Raw genomic sequence first — 15,685 nt, forward strand, 5'->3', positions numbered from 1 at the left:
TGTCCCTTTCCCGGCAACAGGCGGATGGTGCGGTCTCCGAGGTGGGTATGTCCGGCGTCCGGGGCTCGAGATCTCCTGCTCGTCCCCCGTGCGGTGGGGAAATTCACTGCTGTCCCTCGGATCGTCGGTTCGATTGCCATGGGTCTACTTCCTGCAACGAATCTACGAACAAAGGTGTTCATATTCCCGAGTAGCCGACTACTCGTTTCAGCGTGGCTCGAGAACCGCGAAGACGCGTGCCGCTACTTCCTTGGGGTCTGCCGCTGTCCGGGGTGGCCGATGCCGGAACAAATGCGGTACGGGGTGCGTTGTGAGTGCGTATCGGCGGTTCTGGCATACTGGACCGTCGGTGCGTCTGCGATCGGCAGACCATCCCGCCTAGTCGGTTCCGGTTCACGTCCATCACGGCAGCACGGCAGATACCGCCGTGCGCGCGGGCGACCCGGGGCCAGATCGAGAGGACACCCATGAAGGCAGGAATTCACCCGGCATACGTGCCGACCACCGTTGTCTGCGGTTGCGGCAACACCTTCCAGACTCACAGCACCAAGGAGTCGGGCCACATCACCGTCGAGGTCTGCTCGCAGTGCCACCCGTTCTACACGGGCAAGCAGAAGATCCTCGACACCGGCGGCCGCGTCGCCCGCTTCGAGGCCCGCTACGGCAAGCGCGCCAAGAAGGCCGAGCAGTCCGAGAGTTCGGAAGCCCAGTAGCTACCCCGCCAACGCCCGTCCTGCCCAGCGCAGGCCGGGCGTTGGTGCGTTTACAGGTGTTCGCACGCTCCCCACGGAAGGCATGACCGCCATGGCCGACAAGATCACGGCCCCCTCCGCCATCGACGACATCCTCGCCGAACACGCCGGCCTGGAGACACAGCTGTCGGATCCGGCGTTGCACAACAACCCGGGGGAGGCCCGTCGCGTCGGTAAGCGGTTCGCCGAATTGGCGCCGATCATGTCGACCTACACCAAACTCAGCGCGGCGCGCGACGATCTGGCCGCCGCCCGGGAGCTGGCCGCCGACGACGCGTCCTTCGCGGCCGAGGTCCCCGGGCTCGAACAGCAGGTCGAGGAGCTGTCGAAGGCGCTGACCGATCTACTGGCCCCGCGCGACCCGCACGACAGCGACGATGTCGTACTCGAGGTGAAGTCGGGGGAGGGCGGCGAGGAGTCGGCCCTGTTCGCCTCCGATCTGGCCCGCATGTACATCCGCTACGCCGAACGGCACGGCTGGAAGGTCGAGGTCCTCGACGCCAACGTGTCCGACCTGGGCGGATACAAGGAGGCGACGCTCTCGATCAAGAGCCGCGAGCCCAGCCGCGACGGCGTCTGGTCCCGGCTGAAGTTCGAGGGTGGGGTTCATCGCGTGCAGCGCGTGCCGGTCACCGAATCGCAGGGCCGCATCCACACCTCCGCGGCCGGCGTGCTGATCTATCCCGAACCCGACGAGGTCGAACAGGTCCAGATCGACGAATCCGATCTGCGCATCGACGTCTACCGTTCCTCCGGTAAGGGCGGCCAGGGCGTCAACACCACCGACTCCGCGGTCCGGATCACCCATTTGCCGACCGGCATCGTCGTGACCTGCCAGAACGAGCGTTCGCAGCTGCAGAACAAGATCCGCGCGATGCAGGTGCTCTCGGCGCGGTTGCAGAGCCTGGCCGAGGAACAGGCCGAGGCCGACGCCGCCGCCGGACGTGCGTCGCAGATCCGCACGGTCGACCGCTCGGAGCGCATCCGCACCTACAACTTCCCCGAGAACCGCATCACCGACCACCGCATCGGCTTCAAGGCCCACAATCTGGACTCGGTGCTGGACGGAGAACTGGACGCGCTGCTGGACGCTCTCGGCGAAGCCGACCGCGCCGCCCGGCTCGCGGCGGAATGATGCTGGAGGCCCCCGGCGCGGCGGGTCAGCACCGAATGCCGCTACGTCCCGCGATCATCGACGCCGCGCGCACGCTCGCGGCGGCGGGGGTGCACAGCCCCCGGATCGACGCGGAATTTCTGGCCGCCTTCGTCCTCGAAGTCGAGCGATCGCGGCTGGCCCTTGTTCCGATGGTCACCCCGGAACAACTCGAACGGTTCCTCAAACTGGTGGCGCGCCGGGCCGAGCGGGTACCGCTCCAGCATCTGACCGGCGCCGCGTCGATGGGTGAGGTGGACCTCGAGGTGGGCCCGGGCGTGTTCGTCCCGCGGCCGGAGACCGAGCTGATCTTCGCGTGGGCGCTGGCCCAGCTCGAGGCGGCCGGCCACGAGCACCCGCCGATCGTGGTCGACCTGTGCACCGGATCGGGAGCCCTGGCCCTGGCGATCGCCAATGCCCGTCCCGACGCCGAGGTCCACGCCGTCGAAATCGACCCCACCGCAAGGCAATGGGCGCAGCGCAACGCCGAACGCCAAGCCGCGCAAGGAGATACGCCGATAGTTCTGCATGCCGGCGATGTCACCGACGCGCAGGTACTGGCCGAGCTCAACGGCCGCGTCGACGTCGTCGTCGCGAACCCGCCCTACATCCCGTCGGACGCACGGCTGGATCCCGAAGTGGCCGAACACGATCCGCATCTCGCCCTGTTCGGCGGCCCCGACGGACTCGGGGTGATCGCCCCCATGGTCGCCACCATCGCGCGGCTGCTGCGCTCCGAGGGCGTGGCCGCCGTCGAACACGACGATTCGCACGGCCCGCAGGTCGCGGCGCTGTTCGCCGCAGACGGCCGGTTCTGCGACATCGTCGAACACCCGGATCTGGCCGGCCGGCCGCGCTTCGTCGCCGCCCGCCGCGTGCGCTGACCCTCGCGATTGCCGAGAATTTGCGCGAAGCCGGGCAACGTGCCGAGAGACACATTCAATAGACTCACCGCCGTGAGTACCGTCTACGACTGCTCCGATCCCGATTCTCGTGCCGCCGGATTGACCGCCGCGCGGACCACCTTGAAATCCGGACGGCTGGCCGTCATCCCCACCGATACGGTCTACGGAATCGCCGCGGACGCGTTCGATTCCACGGCCGTGGCCGGCCTGCTGGCGGCCAAGCGGCGCGGGCGCGACATGCCCGTGCCGGTGCTGGTCGGTTCATGGAACACCATCGACGGACTCGTCTTCTCCGTGCAGCCGCAGGCACGCGACCTGATCCGTGCCTTCTGGCCGGGCGGGCTGAGCCTGGTCGTGCAGCAGGCGCCCTCGCTGGCCTGGGATCTCGGCGACGCCCGCGGCACGGTGATGCTGCGCATGCCGCTGCACCCGATCGCGCTGGAACTGCTGCGCGAGGTCGGCCCGATGGCCGTGTCGAGCGCGAACGTCTCCGGGCAGCCGCCCGCCACGACGGTCACCGAGGCGCGCCACCAGCTGGGCAACCAGGTGGGCGTGTATCTGGACGGCGGCCCGGCCGAACACGGTGTGCCCTCCACGATCGTGGATCTGACCGGCGACCGTCCGCGGGTGCTGCGGGCCGGCGCGGTGACCGTCGCCCAGGTCGCCGAGGTGCTGGGTATGGCGCCGGACGAACTGTCGCCCGAGACCACCCGCTGACGGCCCGGTAGATGGTTTTCAGTCAGGGTGCGGTCGTCCCGCTGCGCGAGCTGCTTCTGGTGCTGCTCGTGTCCGCGGTGGTGACGATGTTGTCCACCGGCGGAATTCGGGTGCTGGCCATCGGTTTCGGCGCCATCGCGGTGCCCCGCGATCGTGATGTGCATCTCGAGCCGATTCCGCGCATGGGCGGCGTCGGCATCTATCTGGGTGTGCTGGCCGCGGTGCTGTTCGCCCATCAGCTGCCGGCGCTGCGCCGCGGCTTCGACTATCCGCGCGATATTCCGGCCGTGCTGGTCGCGGGCACCCTGATCGTCCTGGTCGGCATCGTCGACGACCGCTGGGGCCTGGACGCGCTGACGAAGTTCGTGGGCCAGATCTCGGCCGCCGGGGCGATGGCCGTGATGGGCCTGAGCTGGGTGGCCATCTACAACCCGTTCAGCAACACCACGGTCGTGCTCGACCAGTTGCAGGGCTGGGTGGTGACGGTGGCCATCACTGTCACCATGATCAACGCGATGAACTTCGTGGATGGTCTCGACGGGCTCGCGGCCGGGCTGGGGCTGATCGCGGCCGCCGCCGTCTTCGTGTTCACCGTGGGTTTGCTCTATCAGCAGGGCGGTGCGACCGACGGCTATCCGCCGGCCCTGCTGGCCGCCGCGCTGGCGGGTGGATGTCTGGGATTTCTGCCACATAATTTCCACCCGGCGCGAATATTCATGGGTGATTCCGGATCGATGTTGATCGGTCTGATGCTCGCCGCGGTCTCCACCGGCGCATCCGGCCGAATTCCGCTCACCGGATACGGGCCGCGCGACATCGTGGGTCTGCTGTCACCGCTGTTGCTGGTGGGAGCGGTGATGTTCATTCCGGTATTGGATCTGGTGCTGGCAATCGTGCGCCGCGTGCGCGCGGGTGTGAGTTTCTCCACTCCCGACAAAATGCATTTGCATCACCGTCTGTTGCAGATCGGCCATTCACATCGGCGCGTGGTGTTGTTGATCTATCTGTGGGTCGGCGTGCTCGCATTCGCGGCCGTGGGAACCTCTTTGATGGATCGCCGGGTGGTGGTTCTGCTGTTCGCGGCCGGTTTGGTTTTCGCGTTGGTTGTGACGGCCGTCCCATCGTTGCGTGAAGTGGTCGGGCTCCGCGGTCGCCGCAAGTAAGGAACGGGTAAAGTGGCTCGACGTGAGCACGGCACCCGAATTGCACCCCGACGCGCCACTACGAGCAGCGCTGCGTTACGGCATCGCCGGATTGTGCGTGCTGGTGGTGGTTTCGGTCGTCGCCGGCTCGATCGTCGCGGGCTGGGCCGGTTTCTGGGGCGCGCTCATCGGATCCGCGATCGGTGGTTTCTTCATTCTCACCACGGCCGCTCTCGTGCTGTTCAGCGCGAAATTGGATTCCGGCATTCAGGGCATGGTGATGCTGGCGAGCTGGATCGGCAAAATTCTGGTCGTGATGATCGTGGTCGCGATCTTGCACCAGTTCGATTTCTACAGCCCCGGCACCCTTTTCCTGACCGTCGTGGGGGCGTTGCTGATTGTTCTCGGAGCCGAGACGTACGGACTTCTGCGCCAACGTGTTCCGGTGATCGACCCACCGGCGGGCTCCGCCGACCAAGATCGTTCGAACGTGTGAACAAGACCCCCTACACGTTGTCGTAGATAGCTTGGTAAACTCTTTACCGTAAGCATCCGAACCAACGGGGCCGACCGCATCGTCGCCGGTGCGAGAGGTTATGCTTACTGCCGTGCCGGTCCTTCGGTGAGAAGTTCCGGCCCTGCACCGTCGACGATGTCGCCGACGTACAGACGCCACTGCGGGTCTCCCCGCGCAGCTGCTGACGAACTTCGAGCCGACCTGAGTCGACCACCTGATCGTCAATGTCCGATCGAACCGCGAGATGGAACATGTCTCGTGGCCGAACACGGGAGAGAATGCTGAGCGTCACCACTCTGGCGGGCGAGTTCCACGCGCCTTCGCTACAAGACTTCTTCCCTGATGCGCTGCTGTTCGGGGGGACACCTTTCGAGATCGACCGATTGATGATGGTTCGCCTCATCATGGTGGCGGTATTGGTTGCGGTGATGTTGCTCGCATTCCGCAGTCCCCGCCTCGTTCCCCGCGGTCTGCAGAACGTCGCGGAGATCGGCCTGCTGTTCGTTCGTGAGCAGATCTGCGATGAAGTGCTGGGCAAGAAGACCGGCCGCAGGTTTTTCCCGCTGATCGCCACGATCTTCTTCACGGTGCTGTTCCTGAACTTCTCCAGCGTCATACCGCTGTTGAACATTTCCTCGAACGCGCGTGTCGGAATGCCGATCGTGCTGGCGGCCATCGCCTACATCACGTTCAACTACGTCGGTATCCGCAAGTACGGATTCTGGCGGTACATGCGCTCGTCCGTCGTGGTGCCGAATGTTCCGGTCGCGCTGCACGTGCTGCTGATTCCGATCGAGTTCGTCTCGACCTTCATCCTGCGTCCGTTCACGCTGACCGTCCGACTCATGGCCAACATGCTGTCCGGTCACATCATGCTGGTGCTGTTCTTCAGCGCCACCCAGTTCTTCCTCTTCGACGCCGCTTCGTGGATGAAGATCTTCTCGCCGTTCTCCTTGCTCGCGGGATTCGGATTCACCCTTTTCGAACTTCTGGTGATCTTCCTGCAGGCCTACGTGTTCGCGCTGTTGACGGCTGTGTACATCAGCCTCGCCGAGCACGCCGACTCGCACTGACCGCACGACCGCACAAGAACTGCCCCACCTGCCGCCGGGCGGGTGGGCAACAGAAAGGGAAAGAAATCTCATGAGCCTCTCCTACGTGGCCGCCGAACTCGCCCAGACCTCGGATCGGGTCAAGGGCTACGGCGCTATCGGTTACGGTCTGGCCGCGATCGGCCCGGGTGTCGGCGTCGGCATCGTCGTCGGTAAGGCGATCGAGGGCATCGCCCGTCAGCCCGAGCTGCAGGGCACCATCCGGACCAACATGTTCCTGGGTATCGCGTTCACCGAGGCCCTCGCGCTGATCGGTCTCGTCGCCGGCTTCATCTTCTGATTCCGATGAACAGCATGTACTTGCTCGCCGAGAATGCAGAGGACAAGAACCCTCTGATTCCGGAGCCATACGACATCGTCTGGTCGGTGGTGTGCGTTGTCGTCATCGGGGTCCTGTTCTACAAGTACGTGGTCCCGCGATTGACGAAGGTGCTCGACGAGCGCTCGGAGAAGATCGAAGGCGGCATGGCCAAGGCCGAGACCGCGCAGGCCGAGGCGCAGGAAACCCTGCAGCAGTACCAGCAGCAGCTGGCCGAGGCCCGGCTCGAGGCGGCGCGCATCCGTGAGGAAGCGCGTACCCAGGGCCAGCAGATCCTCGCGCAGCTGCGCTCGGAGGCTCAGGCCGAAGCCGATCGCATCGTCTCCGCCGGTCATGCCCAGCTCGACGCCCAGCGTCAGCAGATCGTGACCGAGCTCCGGTCCGAGCTCGGCCGCACCGCGGTCGACCTGGCCGAGAAGATCATCGGGCAGTCCGTGGCGGACGAAGCCAAGCAGGCGGCGTCCATCGATCGGTTCCTCACCGAGCTGGATGAGAAGGCCGGCATCGGGGTCGGAAGGTAACCTGCGCCTGAGAGGTCTTGTCGGTGACGCAAGTCACCGGCGCCCGACCACTCCGGGCCCCGGAATTCAACACAGTGAAAGTGGGAATCATGTACGCAGCGAGCCGCGAGGCGAGTTCCCGTGCGAGGGAAGCTCTTTCGGCCGCACTCACCGGGAGTGACTCCGTCGCCGCCACGACGGGCTCCGAACTGTTCGCCGTAGTCGCCGTGCTCGACGACCAGCGTTCGCTGCGTGTGGCGCTCGCGGATAAGTCGGTGTCGAGTTCGGTGCGTGCCGAACTGGCCGAACGCGTTTTCGGCGGCAAGATCAGCGCGGCCACACAGGCCGTGCTGACCACTGCCGTCGCCCAGGACTGGTCTCGTACCCGAGATCTGGTCGACACCCTGGTGCTGCTCGGGCAGGAGGCGCTGTTGCGCGCCGCGGCCGACCGCGGACGTATCGACGCCGTCGAGGACGAGTTGTTCCGGCTGGGCCGCACCGTCGAAGACAACCCGGATCTGGAGCAGGCGCTCACCGATCGCGGTAAGCCGGCGGCCGCCAAGCGCGAGCTGCTGGCTCGGCTGCTCACCGGGAAGGTCGAAGACGTCACCATGCAGCTGGCCGAGCAGGCGGTCGGCCGGTCGCGCGGTGATGTCGGCGTCGCCTTCGACCAGTTGTCCGATCTGGCGGCGTCGTTGCGCAAGCAGATCGTCGCGCACGTTCGTTCGGCGACGGCCCTGACGCAGCAGCAGCGGGAGCATCTCGCCGCATCGCTGCAGCGAATCTACGACAAGCCAGTCACCATTCACGTGCAGGTCGATCCGGCATTGCTGGCCGGTGTCGTCGTGCGTATCGGTGACGACGTGATCGACGGCAGCGCCGTCGGCCGACTGCAGCGCCTGCGCCAGGCCCTGGCCTAGCCGAGCCTCGAGCCCGGCAACCCACCCCGACATTCCAGACCACAGCGAGAGCAGGAAGAACCATGGCGGAGCTGACGATCTCCCCCGATGAGATCCGTAGCGCGATCGAAAGCTACACCCAGAGCTACACCCCCGAAACCTCGATCGAGGAAATCGGCACGGTCACCGACACCAGTGACGGCATCGCGCACGTCAGTGGCCTGCCGTCGGCGATGACCAACGAGATCCTCGAGTTCCCCGGCGGTGTGCTGGGTGTCGCGTTGAACCTCGACCCCGACGAGATCGGTGCGGTCATCCTCGGTGAGTTCGACGGCATCGAAGAGGGCCAGCAGGTCCGCCGCACCGGTGACGTGCTCTCGGTGCCGGTCGGCGACAAGTTCCTGGGCCGCGTCATCAACCCCCTCGGCCAGCCGATCGACGGCCTGGGCGAGATCGAGGCCGACGAGCGCCGCGTGCTGGAGCTGCAGGCCGCGACCGTGCTGGAGCGCCAGCCGGTCGAGGAGCCGATGGCCACCGGCATCACCGCCATCGACGCGCTGACCGCCATCGGTCGGGGCCAGCGTCAGCTGGTCATCGGCGACCGCAAGACCGGTAAGACCGCGGTCTGCATCGACGCCATCCTGAACCAGAAGGCCAACTGGGAGTCCGGCGATCCGACCAAGCAGATGCGCTGCATCTACGTCGCGATCGGCCAGAAGGGCTCCACCATCGCCGGCGTGAAGTCCGCGCTCGAGGCGCACGGTGCGATGGAGTACACCACCATCGTCGCCGCCCCCGCGTCCGACTCCGCCGGTTTCAAGTGGCTCGCGCCCTACACCGGTTCCGCGCTCGGCCAGCACTGGATGTACCAGGGCAAGCACGTCCTGATCGTGTTCGACGACCTGTCCAAGCAGGCCGAGGCCTACCGCGCCATCTCGCTGCTGCTGCGTCGCCCGCCGGGCCGTGAGGCGTACCCCGGTGACGTCTTCTACCTGCACTCCCGTCTGCTGGAGCGTTGCGCGAAGCTGTCCGACGCGATGGGCGCCGGTTCGATGACGGGTCTGCCGATCATCGAAACCAAGGCCAACGACATCTCGGCGTTCATTCCGACCAACGTCATCTCCATCACCGACGGCCAGGTCTTCCTCGAGTCCGACCTGTTCAACAAGGGTGTGCGTCCGGCCATCAACGTCGGTACCTCCGTCTCCCGTGTCGGTGGCGCCGCGCAGACCAAGGCCATGAAGACGGTCGCCGGTTCGCTGCGTCTGGAGCTGGCCTCCTACCGCGAGCTCGAGGCGTTCTCCGCCTTCGCCTCCGATCTGGACGCCGCCTCCCTGGCCCAGCTCGAGCGCGGTGCGCGCTGGGTGGAGCTGCTCAAGCAGGATCAGTACTCGCCGGTCGCGGTCGAGGACCAGATCGTCTCGATCTACCTGGTCGACGCCGGTTACTACGATTCGGTGCCGGTCGGCGACGTGCGGCGCTTCAACGCCGAGCTGCTCGAACACCTGCACAACAAGGTGCAGGGTTCCTTCGACGCCCTCGAAGGTGGCGCGAAGCGGCTCGAAGGCGAGCCCGCCGACGCGATCAAGGCCGAGACCGAGCGCTTCAAGCAGGGCTTCCTGGCCTCCGACGGCAGCCGCGTGGTCAACGAGGCCGGCGCCGGTGAACTGGACCACGAAGAGGTCGAGTCGCTGTCGGTCACCCGTAAGCACGTCGAGAAGTAAGCCGGGTCCGACGATGCCTACGAATTCGATACGCGAAGGGAGTGTGAACCGCTGATGGCGAACTTGCGTGAATTGCGCTCCCGTATTCGTGGCGTGAGCTCGATCAAGAAGATCACCAAGGCCCAGGAACTGATCGCGACCTCGCGAATCAGCAAGGCCCAGGCCCGGGTGGCCGCCGCGAAGCCGTACGCGGAAGAGATCACGAAGGTGCTCGGCGAATTGGCCGGTGCCTCCTCGAATCTCAACCACCCCCTGCTCACCGAGCGGGCCACTCCGCGCCGCGCCGCCATCCTGGTGATCACCAGTGACAGCGGTATGTGTGGTGGCTACAACTCCAACGTGCTCAAGCGCACCGAGGAACTGATCACGACGCTGCGCTCCGAGGGCAAGGAGCCGGTGCTGTACGTGATGGGCAGCAAGGGCCTGACGTACTACACCTTCCGCAACCGCCCGCTGGCCGGTTCGTGGACCGGGTTCTCGCAGCAGCCGCACTACACCGACGCGTCGGCCGCATGCCACCACCTGGTGGATGTGTTCATGGCGGGCTCCGACACCGAGGTGGAGGGGCCGGGCGGCACCGGGACCATCGAGGGCGTGGACGAGATTCACATCGTCTACACCCGCTTCGTCTCGATGCTGTCGCAGGTGCCCGAGGTTCGCCGGCTCGCTCCGATCCAGGTGAGCTTCGTCGACGAGAACTTCGAACTCGGCGAGGACATGCTCACCGACTCGCCGGACGCGAAGATCACCTCGCTCTACGAGTTCGAACCGGATGCGGACAAGCTGCTCGGCGCCCTGCTGCCGAAGTACATCAACACCCGCATCTACTCGTCGTTGCTCGAGGCCGCGGCCTCGGAGTCGGCCGCGCGCCGCACCGCAATGAAGGCTGCCACCGACAACGCCACCGAGCTGGTCAATACCCTGACCCGCCAGGCGAACTCGATCCGGCAGGCGAACATCACGCAGGAAATCAGTGAAATCGTCGGCGGCGCGAACGCGCTGGCTGCGTCCTCGGATCGCGACTAAGCCCTAGCCCCCATGGAAGAGAACAAATGACCGCAGCTGTCACGCAAGAAAACGCAAGCCGGGCGGGCGCTGGCACAGGCCGCGTCGTCCGGGTCAACGGCCCCGTGGTGGACGTCGAGTTCCCGCGCGGCGCCATCCCAGAGCTGTTCAACGCCCTGCACGCCGACGTCACCCTGCCGTCGGTGGCCAAGACGCTGACCCTCGAGGTCGCGCAGCATCTGGGCGACAACATCGTTCGCACCATTTCGATGCAGCCGACCGACGGCCTGGTTCGCGGCGTCCCGGTGTCCGACACCGGCAAGCCGATCTCGGTTCCGGTCGGCGACGTCACCAAGGGCCACGTGTTCAACGCCCTCGGCGACTGCCTCGACACCCCGGGCCTGGGCCGCGACGGCGAGCAGTGGGGCATCCACCGCCAGCCGCCCGCCTTCGACCAGCTCGAGGGTAAGACCGAGATCCTGGAAACGGGCATCAAGGTCATCGACCTGCTGACCCCGTACGTGAAGGGCGGCAAGATCGGTCTGTTCGGTGGTGCCGGTGTCGGCAAGACCGTTCTGATCCAGGAGATGATCACCCGTATCGCGCGTGAGTTCTCCGGTACGTCGGTGTTCGCCGGCGTCGGTGAGCGCACCCGTGAGGGCACCGACCTCCACCTGGAAATGGAGGAGATGGGCGTCCTCCAGGACACCGCCCTCGTCTTCGGCCAGATGGACGAGCCGCCGGGCACCCGTATGCGCGTCGCGCTGTCCGCGCTGACCATGGCGGAGTACTTCCGCGATGTGCAGGGTCAGGACGTGCTGCTGTTCATCGACAACATCTTCCGTTTCACCCAGGCCGGTTCCGAGGTCTCGACCCTGCTGGGTCGTATGCCTTCGGCCGTCGGTTACCAGCCGACCCTGGCGGACGAGATGGGTCAGCTGCAGGAGCGCATCACCTCGACCCGTGGTCGTTCGATCACCTCGATGCAGGCGATCTACGTCCCCGCCGACGACTACACCGACCCGGCGCCGGCGACCACCTTCGCCCACCTGGACGCGACCACCGAGCTCTCCCGCCCGATTTCGCAGAAGGGTATCTACCCCGCCGTCGACCCGCTGACCTCGACCTCGCGAATCCTCGAGGCCTCGATCGTCGGCGAGCGGCACTTCGCGGTGGCCAACGAGGTCAAGCGAATCCTGCAGAAGTACAAGGAACTCCAGGACATCATCGCGATTCTGGGTATGGACGAGCTCTCCGAAGAGGACAAGGTCCTCGTCGGCCGGGCGCGTCGTCTGGAGAAGTTCCTCGGCCAGAACTTCATCGTGGCCGAGAAGTTCACCGGTCAGCCGGGTTCGGTCGTGCCGCTGGAGCAGACCATCGACGACTTCGAGCGGGTCTGCAAGGGCGAATTCGACCACCTGCCGGAGCAGGCGTTCAACTCCTGCGGTGGCCTGGACGACGTCGAGGCGGCCGCGAAGAAGATCGCCGGGAAGTAGTCCACCATGGCGGATATGTCAGTTGATCTGGTCGCCATCGAGCGGCGGCTGTGGTCGGGGACGGCGAGTTTCGTCAGCGCCCAGACCACGGAAGGTCAGATCGGTATTCTGCACGGCCACGAGCCCGTGCTCGGCCAGCTGGTCGAGGGCGGAATCGTGACCATCGACAGCACCGAGGGCGAGCGCATCGTCGCGGCCGTGCACGGCGGTTTCTTCTCGTGCACGGGTGAGGCGGTCCGGATTCTCGCCGAATCGGCGGAATTCGCGGGCGATATCGATCTCGACGCCGCCCGCGCGGTACTGGCCGATCCGAATGCCTCGGAGCAGGAACAGAATGCGGCGACCGCGCGAATTCGCGCGGTGGAAGCGATAAACGCCTGAGGCGAACGCCTCAGGGCGAGAACCGAATAGCGCAACCGTGTGGCGGTCCGGATATCCGGGCCGCCACACGGCGTTTCTGTTCACCGCGCGGTCTGTTTGCGGCCGGTTCGAGAGGGCCTGGAAATGCCGGACGACTATGGCCAGGAGACCGGGACCGGCCACGCCCTGGCGATGGTGACCGTCCAGGGCGCGTCACCATGGGCCGAGTGCAACCTGCGAATACGGGCCCATTGTGAACCCCATGCACAGCCAACCCGGATGGGCTTCGAATGTCCTTGTGCGAGTGTGCCTCTGATCACCTTCCTCCGGATCGGCGAATCGGCCGATATCCTCGTTTGTGGAACGGATGTACCGGCTGTGTGCCGCGGCGCCCTGGTTTGTAGACTCGCTGCGGGAGCGGCCTTGTTCGGGGATGGCACGGCGCTGGCGACGGCGCAGGGGCGAAGCGAAGGGACGGACCTGGATTGCGGACCGGGATGGTGCTTCTGATCATTCTGGTGCTGCTGCTGGTCGGCGTAGCGCTGGTGTCGCTGTATCGCCTGATCATGTTGCGCCGAGGTGGAACCGCGGCGATTCTGCGCGTACTTCCGGCGCAGGGTGGTCAAGGGTGGCGGCACGGCCTGATTCGCTACGGCGAATCCCGGCTCGTCTTCTACAAACTCACCAGCCTGAAGGTGGGACCGGATTCGACCATCCGGCGGCTGGGCATCGAAGTGGTCGATCGGCGTTCTCCGGTGGGCGACGAGTACGACATCATGACCGACGACATCGTCGTGATCGCGGTCTCCGACGGTGACGGCAGCTATGAACTCGCCCTGGATCGCCCTGCGCTGACGGCATTCCTGTCCTGGGTCGAATCACGGCCCTCCGAACGCATCCGGCGACGCCCGGGGCGTTGACCCAGAAATAGGTGGTCACCAGCCATGAGTGTGCATCTGACCAAGATCTATACCCGGACCGGAGACGACGGCACCACCGGCCTGAGCGACTTTTCCCGGGTGCCGAAGACCGATCCGCGACTGGCCGCCTACGCCGACTGCGACGAGACCAACGCCGCTCTCGGCGTGGCACTCGCCCTCGGACAGCCGCAAGCGCGCATCGCCGAGGTGCTGCGCCAAGTGCAGAACGATCTGTTCGATGCCGGCGCCGATCTGTCCACCCCGGTTGTGCCGGACCCGAAATATCCGCCGCTGCGGATCACCCAGTCCTATATCGATCGCCTGGAACGCTGGTGCGACGAGTTCAATGCCGAGCTCGCTCCGCTGAATTCGTTCATCCTGCCCGGCGGCACGCCGTTGGCCGCGCTGCTGCATATGGCCCGCACCGTGGCGCGCCGGGCGGAACGCGCGGCGTGGGCGGCGGTGGACGCGCATCCGGACGACATCAGCGTGTTGCCCGCGAAATACCTCAATCGGCTGTCCGATCTGCTGTTCATCCTCGGCCGGGTGGCCAACCCGGACGGTGACGTGCTGTGGCGGCCCGGGGGATCGGAGACCGGCGGACCGGCCGCGACCGACCAGCCCTCCCGTTAGGCTGGCCCCCGTGAGTGAACGGTTTCTGGTGACCGGGGGCAGTCGGCTGGTCGGCGAGGTCTCAGTGGGTGGCGCGAAGAACAGCGTCCTCAAGTTGATGGCCGCCGCCCTGTTGGCCGAAGGCACGACGACGATCACCAACTGCCCGGACATCCTGGATGTGCCGCTGATGGCGGAGGTCCTGCGTGGTCTGGGCTGCGATGTCACCGTGGACGGATCGGTGGTCGCCATCACCACCCCGGCCGAGCCGAAGTATCACGCCGACTTTCCGGCGGTGACCCAGTTCCGCGCCTCGGTCTGCGTCCTCGGACCGCTGATGGCGCGGTGTAAGCGCGCCGTCGTCGCCCTGCCCGGCGGCGACGCGATCGGGTCCCGTCCGCTCGATATGCACCAGGCCGGCCTGAGATTGCTCGGCGCGACCAGCGAAATCGAGCACGGCTGCCTGGTCGCTCGCGCCGACGAGCTGCAGGGCGCGCGGATCCGGCTGGATTTCCCGTCCGTCGGTGCGACCGAGAACATCCTCATGGCCGCGGTCCTCGCGGAGGGGGAGACGGTGATCGACAACGCCGCGCGTGAACCCGAGATCGTCGACCTGTGCACCATGCTCACCCGGATGGGCGCCCGCATCGACGGCGCCGGCACCTCGGTCCTCACCATCTCCGGTGTGCGCAAACTCGTGCCCACCACCCATCAGGTGATCGGCGACCGGATCGTGGCCGCGACCTGGGGAATCGCCGCCGCGATGACGAGGGGCGACGTGCGCGTCACCGGCTTGAATCCCAAACACCTCTCGCTGGTGCTGGACAAGCTGCGCTCGGCGGGCGCGCGAATCACGTTCGAACCCAACGGTTTCCGGGTGGAACAACCGGAGCGGCCGCGGGCGGTGAATTTCTCCACCCTGCCGTTCCCGGGCTTTCCGACCGATCTGCAGCCGATGGCGATCGGCCTGGCGACCATCGCCGACGGGACGTCGATGATCACCGAGAACATCTTCGAGGCGCGCTTCCGTTTCGTCGAGGAGATGATCCGCCTGGGCGCCGACGCCCGTACCGACGGCCACCACGCCGTGGTTCGCGGCATCCCGCGGCTGTCGAGTGCGCCGGTGTGGTCGTCCGATATCCGCGCCGGCGCGGGTCTGGTGCTCGCGGGTCTCGTCGCCGACGGCGTCACCGAGGTGCACGACGTCTTCCACATCGACCGCGGCTACCCCCACTTCGTCGAGAACCTGCGCTCGCTGGGCGCCGAGGTGAAACGGGTCGGCACGCCGGCGTAGTCCGCCGTACATCCGAAAGACCTTCCTGACCAGGCGATTTGACATGGAATCAACCGCCACGTAACTTATTTCAAGTCAGAGCGACACGGACACCAACCCCGGGCCGAAAGGCAAGGGGACAACGAGGTAGTACGGGGAGCGCCTGACGATCACACTGGTTCGACCGAGACCCCGATTTGGTTCGGGTCCGATGGTTGAGCTAAGCTGGAAAAGTTGCCTCGCCGATCGAACAGATGAAAATCTGGGAGATGGTGAGTG

General features: G+C 66.1%; 17 protein-coding genes. All 17 read left to right on the plus strand.

Translation table 11 applies throughout. The annotated features are described in order from the left end of the window. Window positions 1–467: 467 nt before the first annotated feature. The 17 genes from rpmE to murA all read left to right on the plus strand — a co-directional run bounded on the left by rpmE (window position 468) and on the right by murA (window position 15,427). Complete coding sequence (gene rpmE, locus AC5592_RS09475; protein ID WP_036498540.1) at window positions 468–713, plus strand: 50S ribosomal protein L31; 246 nt, start codon at window positions 468–470, stop codon at window positions 711–713. 91 nt (window positions 714–804) lie between these two features. Further along, entirely contained in the window at window positions 805–1,887 is a 1,083-nt protein-coding gene (gene prfA, locus AC5592_RS09480) for a peptide chain release factor 1 (protein WP_036498560.1), read from the plus strand. Then, window positions 1,884–2,789, plus strand: a complete 906-nt coding sequence (gene prmC / locus AC5592_RS09485; RefSeq protein WP_232329275.1) for a peptide chain release factor N(5)-glutamine methyltransferase — start codon at window positions 1,884–1,886, stop codon at window positions 2,787–2,789. The genes prfA and prmC overlap by 4 nt, the downstream gene beginning before the upstream one ends. 72 nt (window positions 2,790–2,861) lie before the next feature. Next, entirely contained in the window at window positions 2,862–3,527 is a 666-nt protein-coding gene (locus tag AC5592_RS09490; protein ID WP_036498542.1) for an L-threonylcarbamoyladenylate synthase, read from the plus strand. An 11-nt stretch (window positions 3,528–3,538) separates the two neighbouring features. Next, window positions 3,539–4,690, plus strand: coding sequence for an MraY family glycosyltransferase (locus AC5592_RS09495; protein ID WP_030518282.1), 1,152 nt, complete (start codon window positions 3,539–3,541; stop codon window positions 4,688–4,690). A gap of 22 nt (window positions 4,691–4,712) precedes the next feature. After that, window positions 4,713–5,165, plus strand: a complete 453-nt coding sequence (locus AC5592_RS09500; RefSeq protein WP_030518281.1) for a Cg1360 family ATP-synthase-associated protein — start codon at window positions 4,713–4,715, stop codon at window positions 5,163–5,165. Window positions 5,166–5,437: 272 nt separating this feature from the next. Then, entirely contained in the window at window positions 5,438–6,259 is an 822-nt protein-coding gene (atpB, locus tag AC5592_RS09505) for a F0F1 ATP synthase subunit A (protein WP_223273948.1), read from the plus strand. A 70-nt stretch (window positions 6,260–6,329) separates the two neighbouring features. Continuing rightward, window positions 6,330–6,578 carry an ATP synthase F0 subunit C gene (locus tag AC5592_RS09510; protein ID WP_025347580.1) on the plus strand — a complete coding sequence of 83 codons (249 nt, stop codon included), beginning with the start codon at window positions 6,330–6,332 and terminating at the stop codon, window positions 6,576–6,578. A 5-nt stretch (window positions 6,579–6,583) separates the two neighbouring features. After that, window positions 6,584–7,138 carry a F0F1 ATP synthase subunit B gene (locus AC5592_RS09515; RefSeq protein WP_063063961.1) on the plus strand — a complete coding sequence of 185 codons (555 nt, stop codon included), beginning with the start codon at window positions 6,584–6,586 and terminating at the stop codon, window positions 7,136–7,138. Window positions 7,139–7,227: 89 nt separating this feature from the next. Continuing rightward, window positions 7,228–8,037 carry a F0F1 ATP synthase subunit delta gene (locus AC5592_RS09520; protein ID WP_036498583.1) on the plus strand — a complete coding sequence of 270 codons (810 nt, stop codon included), beginning with the start codon at window positions 7,228–7,230 and terminating at the stop codon, window positions 8,035–8,037. Window positions 8,038–8,099: 62 nt separating this feature from the next. After that, window positions 8,100–9,740 carry a F0F1 ATP synthase subunit alpha gene (atpA, locus tag AC5592_RS09525; RefSeq protein ID WP_036498571.1) on the plus strand — a complete coding sequence of 547 codons (1,641 nt, stop codon included), beginning with the start codon at window positions 8,100–8,102 and terminating at the stop codon, window positions 9,738–9,740. 54 nt (window positions 9,741–9,794) lie between these two features. Next, entirely contained in the window at window positions 9,795–10,766 is a 972-nt protein-coding gene (locus AC5592_RS09530) for a F0F1 ATP synthase subunit gamma (protein WP_036498574.1), read from the plus strand. 26 nt (window positions 10,767–10,792) lie between these two features. Then, window positions 10,793–12,241: a F0F1 ATP synthase subunit beta gene (gene atpD, locus AC5592_RS09535; RefSeq protein ID WP_030518275.1), complete on the plus strand. Its 1,449-nt coding sequence runs from the start codon at window positions 10,793–10,795 to the stop codon at window positions 12,239–12,241. A 6-nt stretch (window positions 12,242–12,247) separates the two neighbouring features. After that, window positions 12,248–12,622 carry a F0F1 ATP synthase subunit epsilon gene (locus AC5592_RS09540; protein ID WP_036498593.1) on the plus strand — a complete coding sequence of 125 codons (375 nt, stop codon included), beginning with the start codon at window positions 12,248–12,250 and terminating at the stop codon, window positions 12,620–12,622. 476 nt (window positions 12,623–13,098) lie between these two features. Then, window positions 13,099–13,521 carry a DUF2550 domain-containing protein gene (locus tag AC5592_RS09545; protein ID WP_030518273.1) on the plus strand — a complete coding sequence of 141 codons (423 nt, stop codon included), beginning with the start codon at window positions 13,099–13,101 and terminating at the stop codon, window positions 13,519–13,521. 24 nt (window positions 13,522–13,545) lie between these two features. Then, window positions 13,546–14,154, plus strand: coding sequence for a cob(I)yrinic acid a,c-diamide adenosyltransferase (locus AC5592_RS09550; protein WP_063063962.1), 609 nt, complete (start codon window positions 13,546–13,548; stop codon window positions 14,152–14,154). A gap of 10 nt (window positions 14,155–14,164) precedes the next feature. Further along, the gene (murA, locus tag AC5592_RS09555) at window positions 14,165–15,427 is read left to right on the plus strand and encodes a UDP-N-acetylglucosamine 1-carboxyvinyltransferase (protein WP_063063963.1); all 1,263 of its coding nucleotides are present in this window, start codon (window positions 14,165–14,167) and stop codon (window positions 15,425–15,427) included. Window positions 15,428–15,685 lie beyond the last annotated feature (258 nt).

This window comes from Nocardia violaceofusca NBRC 14427, assembly GCF_963869435.1.
Lineage (GTDB): Bacteria > Actinomycetota > Actinomycetes > Mycobacteriales > Mycobacteriaceae > Nocardia > Nocardia aobensis.